This window comes from Neobacillus sp. PS3-34 (assembly GCF_030915465.1).
Taxonomy (GTDB): Bacteria; Bacillota; Bacilli; order Bacillales; family Cytobacillaceae; genus Neobacillus_A.
In genome coordinates, this window is sequence record NZ_CP133267.1 from 1,168,444 (window position 1) to 1,184,236 (window position 15,793).

General features: G+C 35.8%; 13 protein-coding genes. 2 read left to right on the plus strand and 11 right to left on the minus strand.

Annotated features, from left to right (window positions below; translation table 11 throughout):
• Positions 1–51: 51 nt before the first annotated feature.
• The gene (locus tag RCG23_RS05895) at positions 52–549 is read left to right on the plus strand and encodes a cytochrome c biogenesis protein CcdC (protein ID WP_308178962.1); all 498 of its coding nucleotides are present in this window, start codon (positions 52–54) and stop codon (positions 547–549) included.
• Positions 550–732: 183 nt separating this feature from the next.
• Here the strand turns inward: RCG23_RS05895 and RCG23_RS05900 are convergent, their stop codons facing one another.
• Positions 733–1,122, minus strand: a complete 390-nt coding sequence (locus tag RCG23_RS05900; protein ID WP_308179978.1) for a VOC family protein — start codon at positions 1,120–1,122, stop codon at positions 733–735.
• Positions 1,123–1,519: 397 nt separating this feature from the next.
• Between RCG23_RS05900 and RCG23_RS05905 the strand changes: the two genes are divergently transcribed.
• Positions 1,520–2,539 (plus strand): DUF3231 family protein, encoded by a 1,020-nt coding sequence (locus RCG23_RS05905; protein ID WP_308178963.1) that lies wholly within the window; start codon positions 1,520–1,522, stop codon positions 2,537–2,539.
• A gap of 315 nt (positions 2,540–2,854) precedes the next feature.
• On the opposite strand, the gene RCG23_RS05910 is transcribed toward RCG23_RS05905, so the two are convergent.
• The 10 genes from RCG23_RS05910 to RCG23_RS05955 form a co-directional block, all read right to left on the minus strand.
• Positions 2,855–4,561 carry a sensor domain-containing protein gene (locus RCG23_RS05910; RefSeq protein ID WP_308178964.1) on the minus strand — a complete coding sequence of 569 codons (1,707 nt, stop codon included), beginning with the start codon at positions 4,559–4,561 and terminating at the stop codon, positions 2,855–2,857.
• A gap of 54 nt (positions 4,562–4,615) precedes the next feature.
• Complete coding sequence (locus RCG23_RS05915; protein ID WP_308178965.1) at positions 4,616–8,278, minus strand: EAL domain-containing protein; 3,663 nt, start codon at positions 8,276–8,278, stop codon at positions 4,616–4,618.
• 248 nt (positions 8,279–8,526) lie between these two features.
• A complete protein-coding gene (locus tag RCG23_RS05920) occupies positions 8,527–8,838 on the minus strand; it encodes an STAS domain-containing protein (RefSeq protein WP_308178966.1) in 312 nt (103 codons plus the stop codon).
• Positions 8,839–8,859: 21 nt separating this feature from the next.
• Positions 8,860–10,929, minus strand: coding sequence for a FapA family protein (locus RCG23_RS05925; protein ID WP_308178967.1), 2,070 nt, complete (start codon positions 10,927–10,929; stop codon positions 8,860–8,862).
• 12 nt (positions 10,930–10,941) lie between these two features.
• Positions 10,942–11,790, minus strand: coding sequence for a PP2C family protein-serine/threonine phosphatase (locus RCG23_RS05930; protein ID WP_308178968.1), 849 nt, complete (start codon positions 11,788–11,790; stop codon positions 10,942–10,944).
• On the minus strand, positions 11,790–12,107 hold the full coding sequence (locus tag RCG23_RS05935; protein ID WP_308178969.1) for an STAS domain-containing protein: 318 nt from the start codon (positions 12,105–12,107) through the stop codon (positions 11,790–11,792). Before RCG23_RS05935 ends, RCG23_RS05930 begins: the two co-directional genes overlap by 1 nt.
• 16 nt (positions 12,108–12,123) lie before the next feature.
• A complete protein-coding gene (locus RCG23_RS05940; RefSeq protein ID WP_308178970.1) occupies positions 12,124–12,525 on the minus strand; it encodes a hypothetical protein in 402 nt (133 codons plus the stop codon).
• A 489-nt stretch (positions 12,526–13,014) separates the two neighbouring features.
• Positions 13,015–13,692, minus strand: a complete 678-nt coding sequence (locus RCG23_RS05945; RefSeq protein ID WP_308178971.1) for a hypothetical protein — start codon at positions 13,690–13,692, stop codon at positions 13,015–13,017.
• A 20-nt stretch (positions 13,693–13,712) separates the two neighbouring features.
• On the minus strand, positions 13,713–14,768 hold the full coding sequence (locus RCG23_RS05950) for an alpha/beta hydrolase (protein WP_308179979.1): 1,056 nt from the start codon (positions 14,766–14,768) through the stop codon (positions 13,713–13,715).
• Positions 14,769–14,954: 186 nt separating this feature from the next.
• Positions 14,955–15,713 (minus strand): ATP-binding protein, encoded by a 759-nt coding sequence (locus RCG23_RS05955; protein ID WP_308178972.1) that lies wholly within the window; start codon positions 15,711–15,713, stop codon positions 14,955–14,957.
• Between the last annotated feature and the right edge of the window lie 80 nt (positions 15,714–15,793).

The window sequence follows — 15,793 nt, forward strand, 5'->3', positions numbered from 1 at the left end:
GCCAAAATTAAATTAAATTAAATATAAGCTCACGAAAAAGGAGAATGAAAAGTGAACGGATTAGGAATGTATGGAATTATGGTTGTGATTGCTGGAATAGTATTTTGGAGTCGTAGAAGGGCGATGTATCGTCCGATTCAAGGGTCAGGGATCAAAATATTGCTCCCGATGTTCTATATACTTATAGGGTTTTATGCATATTCGAATCTTCAAATACATTTGAAAATATGGGAAATTGGCGTTGCATCCTTAATTGGGGTATTGCTTGCTTTACCTCTTATATGGACTACCAATTATGAAATTCGTCAGGACGGTCAGATTTATGCACAGAAAAATAAAACCTTTTTTATCGCATTGATTACCGTTGTGGCGATTCGAATCGTAGCAAGACAGTATATTTCTGGCTTGGATCCAGCAAGTTTAGCTATGCTTTTCTTAATAGTTGCTTTTAGCTATGTAGCACCTTGGAGAATTGTTTCCTTTGTAAAATTTAGAAAAGTAAAACAGTCACAAGCTCTTGGTGAAGTGGAGATACTAAATAAAGTATAAATTCTTAGTTTAAATGGTCCCTATTCATTCAATATCAGCTGATAGATTTCCAAAAGGAAAGGAGACCATCTTAAAAGCCATTTATTTGGCTTTTAAGATGGTCTCCTTTATCGGTTCTAACCTAAGTTCCTCCTCCGCAGTTTTTATAGCATTTTGTTCAGTATGGCAGCTTTATTTTTTTACTTATAGATCTTTTTGATCAACATTTAGTTCAATCAAATTACCATCTGGGTCGGCACAGAAAATTTGTGCGAATCCACTTTTTCCGTATGGTTTTTCAAGAATTTCAACTTTGTTCTGTTTTAACCATTTAAGAGTGTCATAGTAGTTCTCGACTCTTAGGGCAAAGTGACCTTCTCTACTGGATAAGCTTTTATCCCGACGAATTGTCTGTGAAGATGGATCGACAATCAAGTGGAGTTGCTGTCCCTCTATTTCATACCATGCACCTGAAAAATCAAAATCAGGACGGGGTATTTCTTTTAAACATAAAATTTCCCCATAGAAATCCTTTGCTCTTTCCAAATCTGTAACAGTAAGACTTACATGATGGAGGCATTTATATTTAATCAAAACCTTCACTTCTTTCATTGTAAATAATTTATTTTTTACCATGGTCGTTTTGCGGCTAAGCTGAACATCCCGCACCGCAGCTGGAGCAATTCGAAACGCCTTTTATCAAGAGTAAAAGAATACGGCAATTATATAAAAATTCTTATTAAATAAAGCTGGAGAATTGAGGAATACTAACTCAAAAAGACTTAATGGAGGTAAATAAATGGAAAACGGCAAAATTTAAGCAAATTCCCAGTAATTCCGTCATTATCTCTAGGGCGGCATCCTTTTCATAAAAAATGCCAAGGTATATAGTGCTTAAACAACAGAATCAGATCGTTCACTACATAGAAGTAACTATTAATTTTTTTTCGCATCTACTTTTATTTCATGATGTAACATTAGGAGGAAATTTATGACACTTGAAAGGGAGAAACTTGTGAAATTAACAAGTTCAGAAATTGCCTATCTTTGGAATACTTATATGAATGATTGTATGTCGGTTTGTCTGCTTACACATTTTTTGGATACTGTAACTGATCCAGAAGTAGAGCCATTATTGCGCCAAAACTTAGAAACCTCACAAAAACATTTACATGACATTCGAGAGATATTTCAAAGGGAAAACATTGTCCAACCTATCGGATTTTCTATCGAGAATCATGTTGTACAACAAACTCCTAAATTGTTCTCAGATGTATTCTATATGCAATTTCTAATTCATTTGAATAAGTCTGGGTTGGTTATCAATGCTAGTGCTATCGCAATCGCATCCCGTAATGATATCCGTAAATTGTATACAAGTTTTCTTGAAGATGTCCAGGGATTGTATGATAAAATTATCAATTTGATGTTGCAAAAAGGGATATACATACGCCCTCCACACATGATATATCCAGATAAAATAGACTATATAGAAAAACAGTCTTTCTTTAACGGATGGCTCGGGCACACTCGACCATTGCTAGGGATTGAAGTTTCCCACTTATTTCATAGTTTACTTCATAATAATATTGGAAAAGAAGTGTGTATTGGGTTTGCACAAGTTACAAAGGATGAAGAGATTCGCAAATATTTTATGCGTGGTAAAGACTTAAGCTCCACTATCACGAATGACATTCACAATCTTTTGCAAGAGAATGATGTACCGCCTGCTACGAATTGGGATGCGAGTGTTACCAACTCAACTTCAGCACCATTCTCAGATCAACTTATGTTGTTCATCATAAGTTCTCTTTCAAGTATAGGTACTGCAACTTATGGTTCGAGTCTCGCCATGTCTATGAGAAGAGATATTGGGCTACTATACGAAAAGTTTATAGCCAAATCTCTTGTTTATGGAAAAGATGGATTAACCATTATGATTGAGAGAAATTGGATGGAGCAGCCGCCTCATTATTTGGATCGAGAAAAGCTTGCAAAAGATCATAATTAAGTGTACCTTTTTCTCGATTTCTACATTTTTAAAGAACAAAGTGGCAATTAATTGTTATAAGAATAGTGTTTGTTGGAAGGAGAATAAAAGTGTGCCTTCTCCCTTCCAACAAATAGACTTTAAATGATGTTTTATACTCTTACCTTCCCCCATTCTATTATTTTAGTCACCTTTTCTTTCTTAAAATTGGTTTTGACTTATTTCTTTATTAACTTTGTCTCCTTTTACACAGTATGATAAGGAAAGTTCCGAACAAAATGGTAATTAAGATCATACTAATTTAACAGCAAACGATAGCAACGTTTATAATAAATTCTATAAAATCAATTGATAATTGTTTCTCCCATTTTTCTTTGCTTTATATAAAGCTGTATCTGCTTTTTTTAAAAGCATTTTAGAATCCTGATCAAATGGAGGATAAAATGAAATGCCAATGCTTGATGTTGTTGTAAAACAGTTATTGTTAAAAAGCCAATCATCTTGTAAAGATTGCAAGATTCTATTGGCTGTTTCAATTGCTTCACTTCTATTATTTAACTCTGGCAAAAGAATGACGAATTCATCTCCGCCTAATCTCGCCATAATGTCTTTTTCCTGTAAACAGCTTTTCACCCGATTGACAATTCCGATTAGCAATTCATCTCCAATATCATGACCCATCGTATCATTTACTTTTTTGAATTGATCCAAATCAAGCAGCATAAGGGAAAGAATCTTTTCTGACTGCTTTGCCAACTCCATTTCTCCTCTTAATCTTTTATTGAACAGAGCACGATTAGGAATACCTGTTAAATAATCATGATGTGCATGGTGTTTTAATTTTTCTTCATATTCTTTTCTTTCTGTTATATCACGCGCCTCAAATACGATACGACTAACGTTGCCTTTCTCGTCAAGAATAGGCGATCCAATTGTATGGACCCATATCCATTCCCCATTATTTTTTAACCTTTTATAATCCAAAGAAAAGCTTTCTTTTGTATCGGCAATCTTTTTTAACGCCTGCTTCATTTTATACCTATGATCTGAATGTACGAAAGAAAGAATCGACTTACCCAAAAAATCATCAGGGAACATATTTAAAACGGTCTTATGTGAAGGTGACGCATAAAGTACCCTGCCTTCTGTATTTACAACCTTAATAAGGTCAGAAGAATGATCGGCGATTAAACGATACCTGCTTTCACTTTCAATAAGCTCCTGGTAAATTTTGTTTCGTTCAGTAATGTCTTTGTATACCACGACCGCCCCATCCCAATTGCCTTCATGGTCATAAATCGGAGAATAAGAGGCCAGCACATCGATTAGTTGTCCTCCCTTTGTTCTGCATTGAACTTCATGAGAAGGAATAACCTCTCCTTTTTTCAGCTTTTTAATTATTCCTTTGAAATTTTCTTTATTTTTTTTAGGAATAATGCTTATCGAAGGGTCTTTTACTATATCATTTTCTGTCCACCCGAATAGTTCTTCAAATGCCTTGTTAACATTAACAAAATTTTCATCAATATCAAACGTAAACATGGCGTCAGCAGCGCTGTTCCATATTAATTCCAACCGGTTTTTTACTTTTTTTAATTCGTTTTCTCTCATTTTTCGGTCTGTTATATCACGAACAACCGCTAACAAATGTGTACATAATCCATCCTGATCAAAAACAGGCGTTATCGTTGATTCCCAATAAACTACTTGTCCAATGGTATATTTATAGTCTTGTGAATTAGCAAGGCATTGAGGCACCAGCATCTTATCTTCATAAAGAATCGGCTCTTTTTTAGCCATTGCCTCCAGATATTTGGCGTTAATTAACTCAAAAGCTTCACAAGGCAGGACTTCGGAGATAGGTTTTCCAATTGACTCGTCTGTTAATCCAACAAATTTTTTAGCTGGATCATTGGCCAGTAAATATCGGAATTCATTTTCATTTACTACTTCCGTCAAAAATACCATATCAGACATGTTATTAAATACTTGAAAAAACAAATCCATATGCTTTAAGGATTTATTCATGAACTTAATGGCCATTTTCACCTTACCTTTCTTTGTTAATAATTCTCTCTAAAATCATGCTATTAATTATCACTTTGAAAATGATTGTTTATATCTATTACCATTCCCCAAAAAAATTGGCACCCTTACCTCAGCTGTTGTACCAAATCCTTCTTTACTATTAAAAACAATAGTTCCATTATGTTCCTTTAAAATTTTGTAGCACAGCATTAGTCCCAAACCAGTTCCCTTTTCTTTATTGCTATAGAAAGGCTCTCCTAAGCTTTGAATACGTTCTTCGCTCATCCCCACTCCATCATCACTAAATTTAATAATGACATGCGAGCCTTCTGATTGGGCTTCAATATGAATATTGCCGCCGTTCGGCATAGCCTCAATGCTATTATTCGCCAGATTAATGAACACTTGTTTTAATTGGTTAGGGTCGCCTAGGATTTCTTGAAAAGATTCTTCATCATATTTGTGTATCTGTATGTTTTTTAAATTGGTTTCTGACTCAAGTAATGTTGTTACATCATCAATTAGTTTTTTTACCTTAATCGTTTTCTTATCGATAGCTTGGGTTTTGGCTAACGTAAGGAACTCGTTAATAATCTCTTCAATATGATCAAATTCAGAATGAATGACATCAAAATACTTCGGTTCTATCATTCCCTGCTGAAACAGTTTAAAAAATCCTTTAATAGAAGTAATGGGATTCCGAATTTCATGGGCTACGCCTGCAGCCAATTCTCCAACAACAGATAACTTTTCAGACTTCCATAAAAGTTCTTCCGCTATTCTCTTATCCGTAATGTCCTTGGCAACCCCGACTATATGTCTAACGCTGCCATTTTCATCAAAAATGGGAGTTAGCATCGATTCAAAAAGCTTCCATCCACCTTCACACAATGACATTCTAACTTCGAGATGCGATGATTGCTTGTTTTTAATTGTTTCCTCAAAAATAATTGAATGCATTCCTTGATCATCTGGATGGAATTCATCGAAGAGGCGTCTCCCTTCATAATAACTGGATGGATATCCCAGTATTGATTCGTGTGAAGGTGAAGCATATAAAATTTTTCCCTCCAAATCAAAAATGACGATAAGATCCGTCATATTTTCGGCGATTAGCCGGTACATCTCCTGGCTTTCACGAAGTGCAATCTCAGTCTCTTTAAGTGTTGTAATATCTATACAAGAACCGATTACCTCGACTACTTCTTCCCCTCTTTTAATTGGGCTTAAAGCAGCCAAGTAATGTATCCCGTTTATTTCAGCTTCATAGGTGACATTTTCATCTCCATCCCAGGCTTTTTGATAGAAGACCGTTTTTTCTTTAGCTGCGCCATAAGGCAGAAAATCAGCCAGCTCTTTTCCTATTAGCTGGTCTGGACTTAATCCGAAACGATATAATAATTCACCATCACATAAAGTATGAATGAATTTTCCATCAATTTTTTTATACTTTAACGTCAGCCCTTGCTGCCTTCTCACTGTTTCTTGTAAATCCTTTCGTGCTATGCGAAGGGATTCTTCCATCCACATTCGGTCATTTATATCCTGTGATATACCGAACTCTTTTACGAGACCCTCAATGGCAAAAAACTCCTTGCTTAATTCTTTGGCAGGACGGGGTTTGCTGAAGAAATAGCCTTGTGCCCCATCACAAAGATGCTGTTGTAAGAATACAAGCTGTTCCCTTGTTTCAATACCCTCGGCTACAACATTCAATTGTAACGTATGGGCCATTGATATAATCGCTTTGACAATCGTTTCGTCATTTGAATTATTATGAAGTTCACGTACAAAGGATTGATCGATCTTTAATGTATCAACCGGGAATTGCTTTAAATAATTCAAAGAACTGAAACCCGTCCCAAAGTCATCAATACTGATAAGTACACCTAACTTTTTCAGGTCCTGCAAAGTAGTAATCGTTCGACAAATATCCATTGTCATGCTTTCTGTTATTTCAAGTTCTAAATATTGAGGTTCTAAACCAGTTTCCTTCAATACCCTTTCAACCGTTTGAACAATTTTGGATTGGGAGAATTGGCGGGCAGATAAATTAACAGAAATTATCATGTTGCCCAAACCATCTGCTTGCCATTTCTTATTTTGAGCACATGCGTTAAATAAGACCCATTCACCAATCGGGATAATCAAACCCGTTTCCTCAGCAATTGGTATAAAATCCCCAGGTGGGACCATTCCCCATTCAGAATGGTTCCAACGAATCAACGCCTCTGCCCCAATAATTTTTCCCGTTTTTAAGTTTACCTTGGGCTGGTAATGAAGGATAAGCTCCTCATGTTCGATTGCTTTATGCAATTCCATCTCCATGAGTAATGGATTAATATTTCCTTCATTCTCTTGCGATGAATAAAACCTGTAAGTGTTCTTTCCTGCTTTTTTTGCTTGATACATGGCAAAATCAGCGTGTTTAACAAGAGTTTCAACCGTTTGTCCATTTTCAGGGAATAAACTAATCCCAATGCTTGAGGAAGTAAAAATATCGTAATTTTTTAACTTGAATGTTGCTGATAGACCTTCAAGTATACGCTTGGCCACTTTTTTGGCAATATCACGGTCAGCATTATCCAAAATGACGATAAATTCATCTCCGCCTTGCCGGAACACAATATCTTTTTCAAAAACAGCAGTTTTTAGGCGCTCAGCCACTTCTACTAACAATAGATCACCAACGGAATGGCCTAATGTATCATTAATTTCCTTAAAGCGGTCAAGATCAATAAATAAAATAGCTATATGATTATTCTTATCTGCTGCCTGATCCAGTTCTTTTGAAAGACGGCTATCCAGCATATTGCGGTTTGGCAAACCCGTTAAATAATCATGGTACGCTAAATGCCTGATCATTTCCTGGCTCTTTATTTGTTGGGTGATATCTTTGGCAATTCCATAAACACCTACAATTAGTTCATCCACAATAATCGGAATGCTGGTTATATTCAAATGAATAATCTTTCCATCTTTTCTGTTTAATCGAATGTTAATATTTTGCGGACTCCCTCCGTCTTTACACGTTAACTCAAAAGCTCTGACTGTTTGGGAGAAGTCATCTGCAAAGACAAGTTCCGTAAAATTCTTTTCCATTAATTCTGAAGGATTATATCCGGATAAAGTCTCGCAAGCTTTGTTTGCACTTGTAAAATTCCCCTCTAAATCAAAGGAGTAAACCGCATCAGCATGGTATTCAAATAGGGATTTATATCGTTGTTTATTAATTTTCAGCTGTTCCTGAAGATTCTTTTTCTCTGTAATATCATTTCCTACTGCCATAAGAGCGGGTTTTCCGTTGAACATGATATTTGCACCAACAGCTTCTGTTAAGATTGTTCTGCCGTCCAAAGTATGAAATTTATATTCATGTAGTGCTAACTTTTCATTATTTGAAATTTTTTTGATATTTGTAATCAATATTTCTTTGCTGTCAGGATGAATCATTTCTAAGAGGGATATTCCAACCAGTTCTTCATCATGGCTAGCACCAAATAACTGGTTTGCTGCGGGATTTGCATAAATAATTTTATCTTCCTGATAAACAAGAATTGATTTAGGCGAAACTTCTACTAAACTTCTATAACGGTCTTCACTCTCCATTAATTTCAATTGAATTTTGAATCTGCGGTTAATAAATAAACACAGGAGAATAATGAAAAGAAAGGTAATGAAGAAGACATAAAAAAGCATTGAATTGTAATGGATAAGGACACTATGGGGCAAAGGACTCCACTCCTAAAAGCAATATTAAAAACACAAAGACAACATAATAATTAACCAAGGATTATTGGAAAGGGTACCTTGGTATTCTTTTTTAAGAATACCAAGGTATGTTTGTGACATATATGGTTAAATATAGCATCAAATAAACCCCATTACATTGCCAAGTTTTTTCCAATATACTCTACCTAAAACTCCGCAAATCGCTGAGTATTTCTTGAAGTAAATAACCACTTTTGCTGATGAATTTTTCACACAAATACCTGTTGGCCAAGTATTTCGGGTAATTGCAGCAGCTGGAATACTTGCATTACTTCATCACTAACATCTGAAACGGTAACGATTGTCCCCTTGTCATTTAATGTGTGCACTAAATCCATGAGAAGTCCCATTCCAGAAGAGTCTACAAATGGGACATTACCAAAGTTAACTTTTACTGTTTTATATTTTTCCATGGCAGGAATCAATTCTTCTTCAATTACTTCTGTGGAATCTATATCTAAATCCCCATGCAAACTTATTTCTAAATTCTTTCCATTTGGAAAGAGTGAATATTTGATCATACCTCTTCCTCCAACCTCTAGTTATTCAAAAATAACGCGCTCATTCTCATCCAGGCGAGCATTAATATGATACCTTGTCTCTTTAAAGGTATGTTTTACATTTCCAATTTTTATAGTAGTACCTTCCAACGCTTTTTGAATTTCGATTTTTTGATCACCTGGCACTGCGATAACCGTTGTTGTTCCGCTTTCCGCACCTGCTTCATTAATTTCAGCACCTAATCTTCCATAAACCTCGCCGCCTCGTAATATTCCACTGATTTTTAGGATACCTCCTGCATGAACCTTTGTATTAACACACCCTTGTCCTAAAATCAGTACATTGCCGCTGCAGTATAGCTTGCTGTTAAGAGCATTTGGAATCGTGATATACGAGTTAGGTTCAACAGAATTTTCACTCAATTCATGGAGCTCTTTCATTTTTTCAGATAATTGAATGATCCTGTCAAGAGAAGTGACTTCATTCGTTAGAGATAAAAATAGCTGCGACAAGGAAACGGCTGTCATCCTCCAAACTTCATCTTCTAAGAAAACTTCCCCCCTCCTGACAGCTTCAATATAATTTTTTATTAAAGGGGGGAAATTTTTGAATTTCTTCTCTAGCAAAATTCGAATTAATGGCTGTAAGCCTCCACGGGAAAAGTCGCTGGATTTAAATGCTGGAGATTGAATCAGCTGTTTGATTAAATCAATAATTTTTTCTGTATGCTGATTAATGATCCCCAATAAATGCCCCAATTCCGATACGAGCATATTGTTTTTACCCGCTGATAGTTCCGAACTAATGATGTTTCCATAAGAAATAATTGCACCGGAAGAAGTAATCGATGCCGTATTCACCGTTTTGTGAACGGTAATATCTCCTTCTGCTTCAACCACCATTCTTTCCTCTATTTCGCCAGTGATTTCGACATCGCCTATAAAACGAATATTTCCAGATTTTAAATTAACATCCCCGAAGTGCCTTAGCTTTGGAATGATGGAAGCTTTAACAAGCTGTCCTCTTTGTTCAATTTTAGGACGACCTGGTTCTGTTGCGACAATTTTCCCGTCTGCAACCGCTACTCCTTTACCCGCCTTGATTACTAATGGCAACGTCTGCTTGGCAGGAATCGGTTCATTCGTAACAGTGTAGCCGATTTGACCTGGTGTAGGAGGATGGACAATTGCAATGACCTTTCCTCTTTCAGCTTTTGGAATGGTTTTGATTTCTCGAAAATCCACACGTCCATCCTCTTTTTCCCTCGGTCCTTCTTCTATCTCTGTTGCCACTTTAATTTCAATCCATCCGTCCTTGCCTTGTTTTGGTTTCATCCCAGTAGCAATTTCAAAAGTGGTTGGTTCAGAAGCCTCCATTGCTTTGAGAATTTCATCTTGGTTAAAGCCGTGTATTACTCTTAAATCTTCCAGTTTTTTCATGACATCTGCATAATTAAGGACGTTATGAATCTCTTTCTTTTCTTCAACAATTATTTCGATATGATGGTCAGCGTTAATATCTGGCACACTTCTAATAATTTTATAACCAGGCTCTACATATAATCGTACCTTTAACTTTTGTTCATCAATCGATACTTTCCAACCCGTTTCTTTTTCCTCGTTTTCTACTTTAATTTCATAAATGTCCTTTTCCGATAGGATTGCCGTTTTTTCTTTAACCATCTCATTGTTTCTGTAGAGCTTTATTCCTCTATTAATGGTTACCATTGGGAAATGCGTCGGGGAAGATTTGCAAAATAACTGTCCGTCTTTGATCCAAACTTTCCCTGCAAGTTCATCAGGGTAAATTTTACTTAAAGTATCTAGTTTAGGTGGATCGAGAATAATAGGGGAAGCATTTATTTCCGCTTCCTCTTTTTTAATTATCATGTCGAGAAGCTGAGATTCCAAATCACCAGTACTAAAAGTAATCGGAGCATGCTCGCTTTTTGTAAGCTTAACAATAGCTTGCTTTGATCTAATCCCTAAAAAACCTTTCTCATCATGCTGCATTATTTCAATATTTACTTTTTCTTTTGTTGTCTCCAATATTTCCAGACCAAGACTAATAGCTTCATTAATATCTTTACCTTTTGAAACGATACTTTGCATAACTCTATCCTCCTATCCCAATACCGGAGAATTTAGACTTGTAATATCGGCTTTTTGTTCAGTCACTTTTAAAAGAACCATCGTTATATCATCCTTTTGAGGGACACCTTCCGTGAACTGCTTTACTGAATCCATCACACATTTCTCAATTTCTCCAACACCCAATTCTTTGTTATCTAATAACGTTTGAATCAGGCGCCCTAATTTATACTGTTCTCCCTCTTTATTTTGCGCCTCTATAATTCCATCTGTATAAAAAAATATCGTATCCAGCTCTTGGAGTTTTACCGCTTCTTCTTTATAAACCTGATTTGGAAGCCCGCCTACCATAATCCCCTTTACTTTAGGAAGTTCCTCAACGGATTTGCTTTTCCCCTTAATGAAGAGCGGTAGATTATGCCCTGCATTTGAATAAGTAAAAATCCCAGTCTGTGGATCCCAATCGGCACAAAATAGAGTAACAAAGGATTTTAAAGTTCTTAAATCATCGTAGATAGCCTGGTTCATGGCAGTTAAAGTTTCACCTGGCCCTTGAGTACTCTCTGCCGCACTTCGAAATGCTCCTCTCGTCAAAATCATAAGCATGGCAGCGGGAATCCCTTTCCCCATTACGTCACCAATCACAATACGAATCTTTCCATTTACTAATGGATAAAAGTCATAGTAATCACCGCCAATTAACCTTGCAGGAAGGGAGGCCCCAGACACTTCTCCTCCTTCAAAGGTAGGGGTTTTACCATTTAACAAAGACGATTGAATATTCCTGGCTAAATTAATTTCACGTTGTAACGTTTTATCCATCATCTTTTGATCATCAGAAGCCGTTTTAGAAAATTGATAGGTGAGACTGTCATGGTACATCAAACAACCTCCTCTTGGATGGCATTCAATATCTGATATAAACCGACTGTCTCAAATACCTGGTGAGTTAGTTCATCAATCCCTTGAAGCTTTAAGGTGAAATTTTTCTCCTGAGTTAAATAGATCGCATTAATAATGGATCCAATCCCTGTCGAATCGATAAATTCCAATTCACTAAAATCCAAGACTAATATATTAATATCTCCAAGATCATCTAGATAGGGATCTATTACACTACTGGTAGAAATATCTAAGATTCCTTTAAGCGTGAATATTGTCGTCCCACCTTGAACGTCTTTTCTAACGGTTAAACTCATATTGTTCCCTCCCTGCTTAAAGCTTAAATTTACCCATTTGTTCAAGTAATGTATTGGATATCTCCGACAACTCACTTGACTGTTCATGCAACGATTTAAGTAAATCAGATAGGGTAATGGTTATTTCGGTTGTGGCATGTGTACGATATTGTGCCATTTCTCTCATATATTCTAATTGTTTCAGTATTTCCTGGACCTTTTCATTATGATTATTTGGTTGCAGAACCTGTCCAAGATCATCTAAAAACTCCATAATTTCGAATAATTGATCTCTTGCCAAAATGGTCGTTGTAGTAGAAAGATCATACATCCTTTCCACTGATTGCGATGCTTCTGCTTCCAATAACATAGAAAGCTTTTGTGTCTTAGTAGCTTGTTCTTGCGTATCCTTGACAAGATTATTCAGTTTGTCTACCATCCGATTCGTACTTTTAGAGAGCTTATCTAATTCACTACCATCATCAACCTTACTTTTTGCAGTTAAATCCCCGTCTTCTAATAATTTAATTTGACAAATAATCTTTTGGATATTTTCATAGATTTGATTAAAAAAACCGCCGTTAACAAGAAAAGGGCAATAAGAGAAACAAGTCCGGAAACAATTAATATAATAGAATGCCTATAAAGGGGCCACTCATTTTCCCATAATCTAAAGCCAAATAGATTACTCGATTTTCATCAAGAGGGAGAAACATTTTATATATTTTTTTCCCCTTTATGTCCTCAATAAAAGTTGCCTTTTTTATCGTGGGCATGGTTAGTAACATATTAAATTTGTCCGTTTCCAATTGAAAACTTCCAGCTTCAATCTTTTGTAGGGGAGGATATAACTTTTTTTCCAGCGATGGATCTCTAAAAACTCTAGGATTTAACACTGCAATTTCTTTTACAATATTATTTTCTTTAACTAATTTATTAATGATTGTGTTGGCCCTGCTGTCTCTAAATAGTTATAAACCTCATTAGCTTCAATGTAGGGATTGATAATATAGTTTGTATTGGGAACATGATAATAAACATACTTAAAGAAAGCTGGCTTATCTTTATGTGAAGCAGATTGGGCGGTAGGAAGGACAACTAAATTTCTATCTGTAAAAGTTGCGCCTGGCAGGTCAGGTTTCTCGGTTTGAAGCAATACTTTACCAATTTCATAGAAGCCTGCTTTCTTGAAACTAAAGCCAATTTCTTCCTTTTCTGTCGCTGCAAAACCTACAATATCGTCTTTGGACTTTGATTCAGCAAAAACAGTAATTCCTGCTAATCCTAATTCTTTTTTAATTTTTTTGAGATCATCATTTGTAATTTCGTTCCTTTTTTTATCCTTTATCAAATCGGCAATATGTTTAGAATAAGAAACTAATTTTAGGTCTATTTGATGTTCGATCGTTTTCGTTGCTAAGTCGGTTTCATTTATTCCACTTAATACATTACTTGCTACTGCATCTGCTTGTTGATATGTTTGCCTTTCTATCTGCCTTTTCATTAAATAAAGCTGAACAGCACCCGAACAAACAGCGATTGCTAATAAAATTGTAAGTATTTTTACAAGAAATTGTTTACGCAGTGTAAGATTATTCGTCATCATATCTATTGCCCTCGCTTAAATCAAAAATCATCGGAAAACCATTTTAAAGATATTTTCCGAATTTCATCTAATTTGTTATTGCAACAATGCCCTTCTTCCTTGTATTCATGCAATGTTTTTTCGGTTGATAGTTGCTGAAATAATTCATACATTTCATCATTAGTCACCATCATATCTTTGTTTCCATGAAAGACTAAAATAGGACATTGATAATGAATTGTTTTAAAGTCTGGAATCGTTTTTTGATCTGGCCCTAAGTCACAGGCAATACTCATTCTTTTTTCGAAATAGTGAGGCATATTCATCTTATTTAGTGCAACTGCAGGACTAACCGCTACCGCTTTCTTTACTTCTGGATGGCTGCTGCCCAGCAGAACCCAAGTTGCCCCTAAACTTGTCCCAAATAAATAAATCGGGAGCTGTGGGAACCTCTCTCTAGAATAATTAATTACCTTCATGATAAAAGTTTCCCATCTTGTCCCCGAACCAATTAATCCGTTTAATGTGTATGTCTCCCCTTGCCCTGGTCCATCAAAACTAAGTGTGACATAACCATTTTCCAGAAATTCCATCTCGTATATAAACAACTCTTCTTTAGAGGAATCAATTGGGTTAATAATCAAGATACATCCTTTTGGTTCAGAAGGAATGCGAATTCTTCCCGCACAAGGAATTCCATCAATGGATATAGATTCATATTCTGTGTTAAATTCAGAAAGTGAGTCAGCTATGTACATATATTTCAAACATTGATGATACCATTGTTGTTTTTCAATTGATCTCTCCGGATAAATCCAATAATTGAGATTATAATAGAGGGATGCTTGACGATATAAATATTCCGACCTATTAACTAAACCATTTTTTCCACAGAAAGAAGCTTTTTCCACCTTTTCCTCCGCCAGTGTTTCCCAGGATTGAAGCCATCCTTCGAGATTTTTTAAATGTGGCTTAACTGGCGTTAAATCATCTGAGTCAATCCCATGAACGACCCATCTTTCCCAAAATAGATCAATTAGTTGTGCTGTTTTCAATGTTCTATGAATTGTTTTGGTTATTGTGTCTTGAATTGGCACTTCCAATTTGGTCATCTCTTTTCTTATTTAAATGAAGTTATGATTTTTTAATTACTTAAGCCAAGTCCATATCCTAACCCTTAGAAATTTATTTTTGATCCTTCTCCAGACTTGATTCAAAAGTTAGAATAATAGTCGATCCTTTAGGGGAAGTACATAATAAAACTTGTTTGGCCATTTTCATCATTAAAGTAAAGCCCTGGCCCATTGATTTTTTGGTGGAATACCCTTCCAATAAAGTGGTCTTAGGCAATTCCTGCAGGCAAAATCCCGCCCTCTATCTTCTATTACAAAACGAATTTCACTATTTTGTTCGCTTTCTACTAACGTCATTTTTCCTTCTTCAGCGTGTTTAATCGTATTCGTAATTGCTTCGGACAAAACCAGCAGCCAGCTCATCACCTTCGTTTTATTGAAGCCCTTCAGCTCAAGACACTCCCTGGCAAGGTTACGGCATGCCGGTATATCAGAACGTTCTTTGATGATCCCTTCACAAAACACATTTCCTACTTTATATTTACTGGCTTCTATTTCTGAAATTAGTAAAAATCGGCCTTGTGTGGCAGCAAACATAACATCTCGATATACTTCCCACTTGCTTTGTTCTTGTTGAAATGGATCCTGGTTATCTTTTTTGAGAGATTGTGGCTGCCGTAAAAATAATTCCTTCTCATATGTGTGATATGCCTTTAACATCGAGTTTTGTAAATTATTTTTAATATTTAAACTGTTAATTTGATTAACAATATCCAATTGTTGTTCATTCCATTTCAGCATTAGCTCACTTAAATGGAGTACAAACTCGATTTGATTTTCATCATTTGAATGAATAAATGATAGCTGAGTTAAGGATTGGTAGAACAATGTATCCCCTTCTGTAATGGTTAAACCAAGATATTGGCTTATCTCTCTTGCAAGAAAACCTCTTCTAATTTTTATTCTCATTTCAGAATAAGATAAATCCGAAGGGAGGGACGGAAGTTGGTGCGAGTGGATTCAGAAAAATTTTTAAAAAAATTGAAGAA

Excerpts from the sequence above, each read along its gene's own strand:
- RCG23_RS05925 (WP_308178967.1), bottom strand. The coding sequence starts at position 10,929 with ATGCAAAGTATCGTTTCAAAAGGTAAAGATATTAATGAAGCTATTAGT.
- RCG23_RS05955 (WP_308178972.1), bottom strand. The coding sequence starts at position 15,713 with ATGAGAATAAAAATTAGAAGAGGTTTTCTTGCAAGAGAGATAAGCCAA.
- RCG23_RS05920 (WP_308178966.1), bottom strand. The coding sequence starts at position 8,838 with ATGATCAAATATTCACTCTTTCCAAATGGAAAGAATTTAGAAATAAGT.
- RCG23_RS05940 (WP_308178970.1), bottom strand. The coding sequence starts at position 12,525 with ATGGTAGACAAACTGAATAATCTTGTCAAGGATACGCAAGAACAAGCT.
- RCG23_RS05910 (WP_308178964.1), bottom strand. The coding sequence starts at position 4,561 with ATGGCCATTAAGTTCATGAATAAATCCTTAAAGCATATGGATTTGTTT.
- RCG23_RS05930 (WP_308178968.1), bottom strand. The coding sequence starts at position 11,790 with ATGTACCATGACAGTCTCACCTATCAATTTTCTAAAACGGCTTCTGAT.
- RCG23_RS05935 (WP_308178969.1), bottom strand. The coding sequence starts at position 12,107 with ATGAGTTTAACCGTTAGAAAAGACGTTCAAGGTGGGACGACAATATTC.
- RCG23_RS05905 (WP_308178963.1), top strand. The coding sequence starts at position 1,520 with ATGACACTTGAAAGGGAGAAACTTGTGAAATTAACAAGTTCAGAAATT.
- RCG23_RS05945 (WP_308178971.1), bottom strand. The coding sequence starts at position 13,692 with ATGATGACGAATAATCTTACACTGCGTAAACAATTTCTTGTAAAAATA.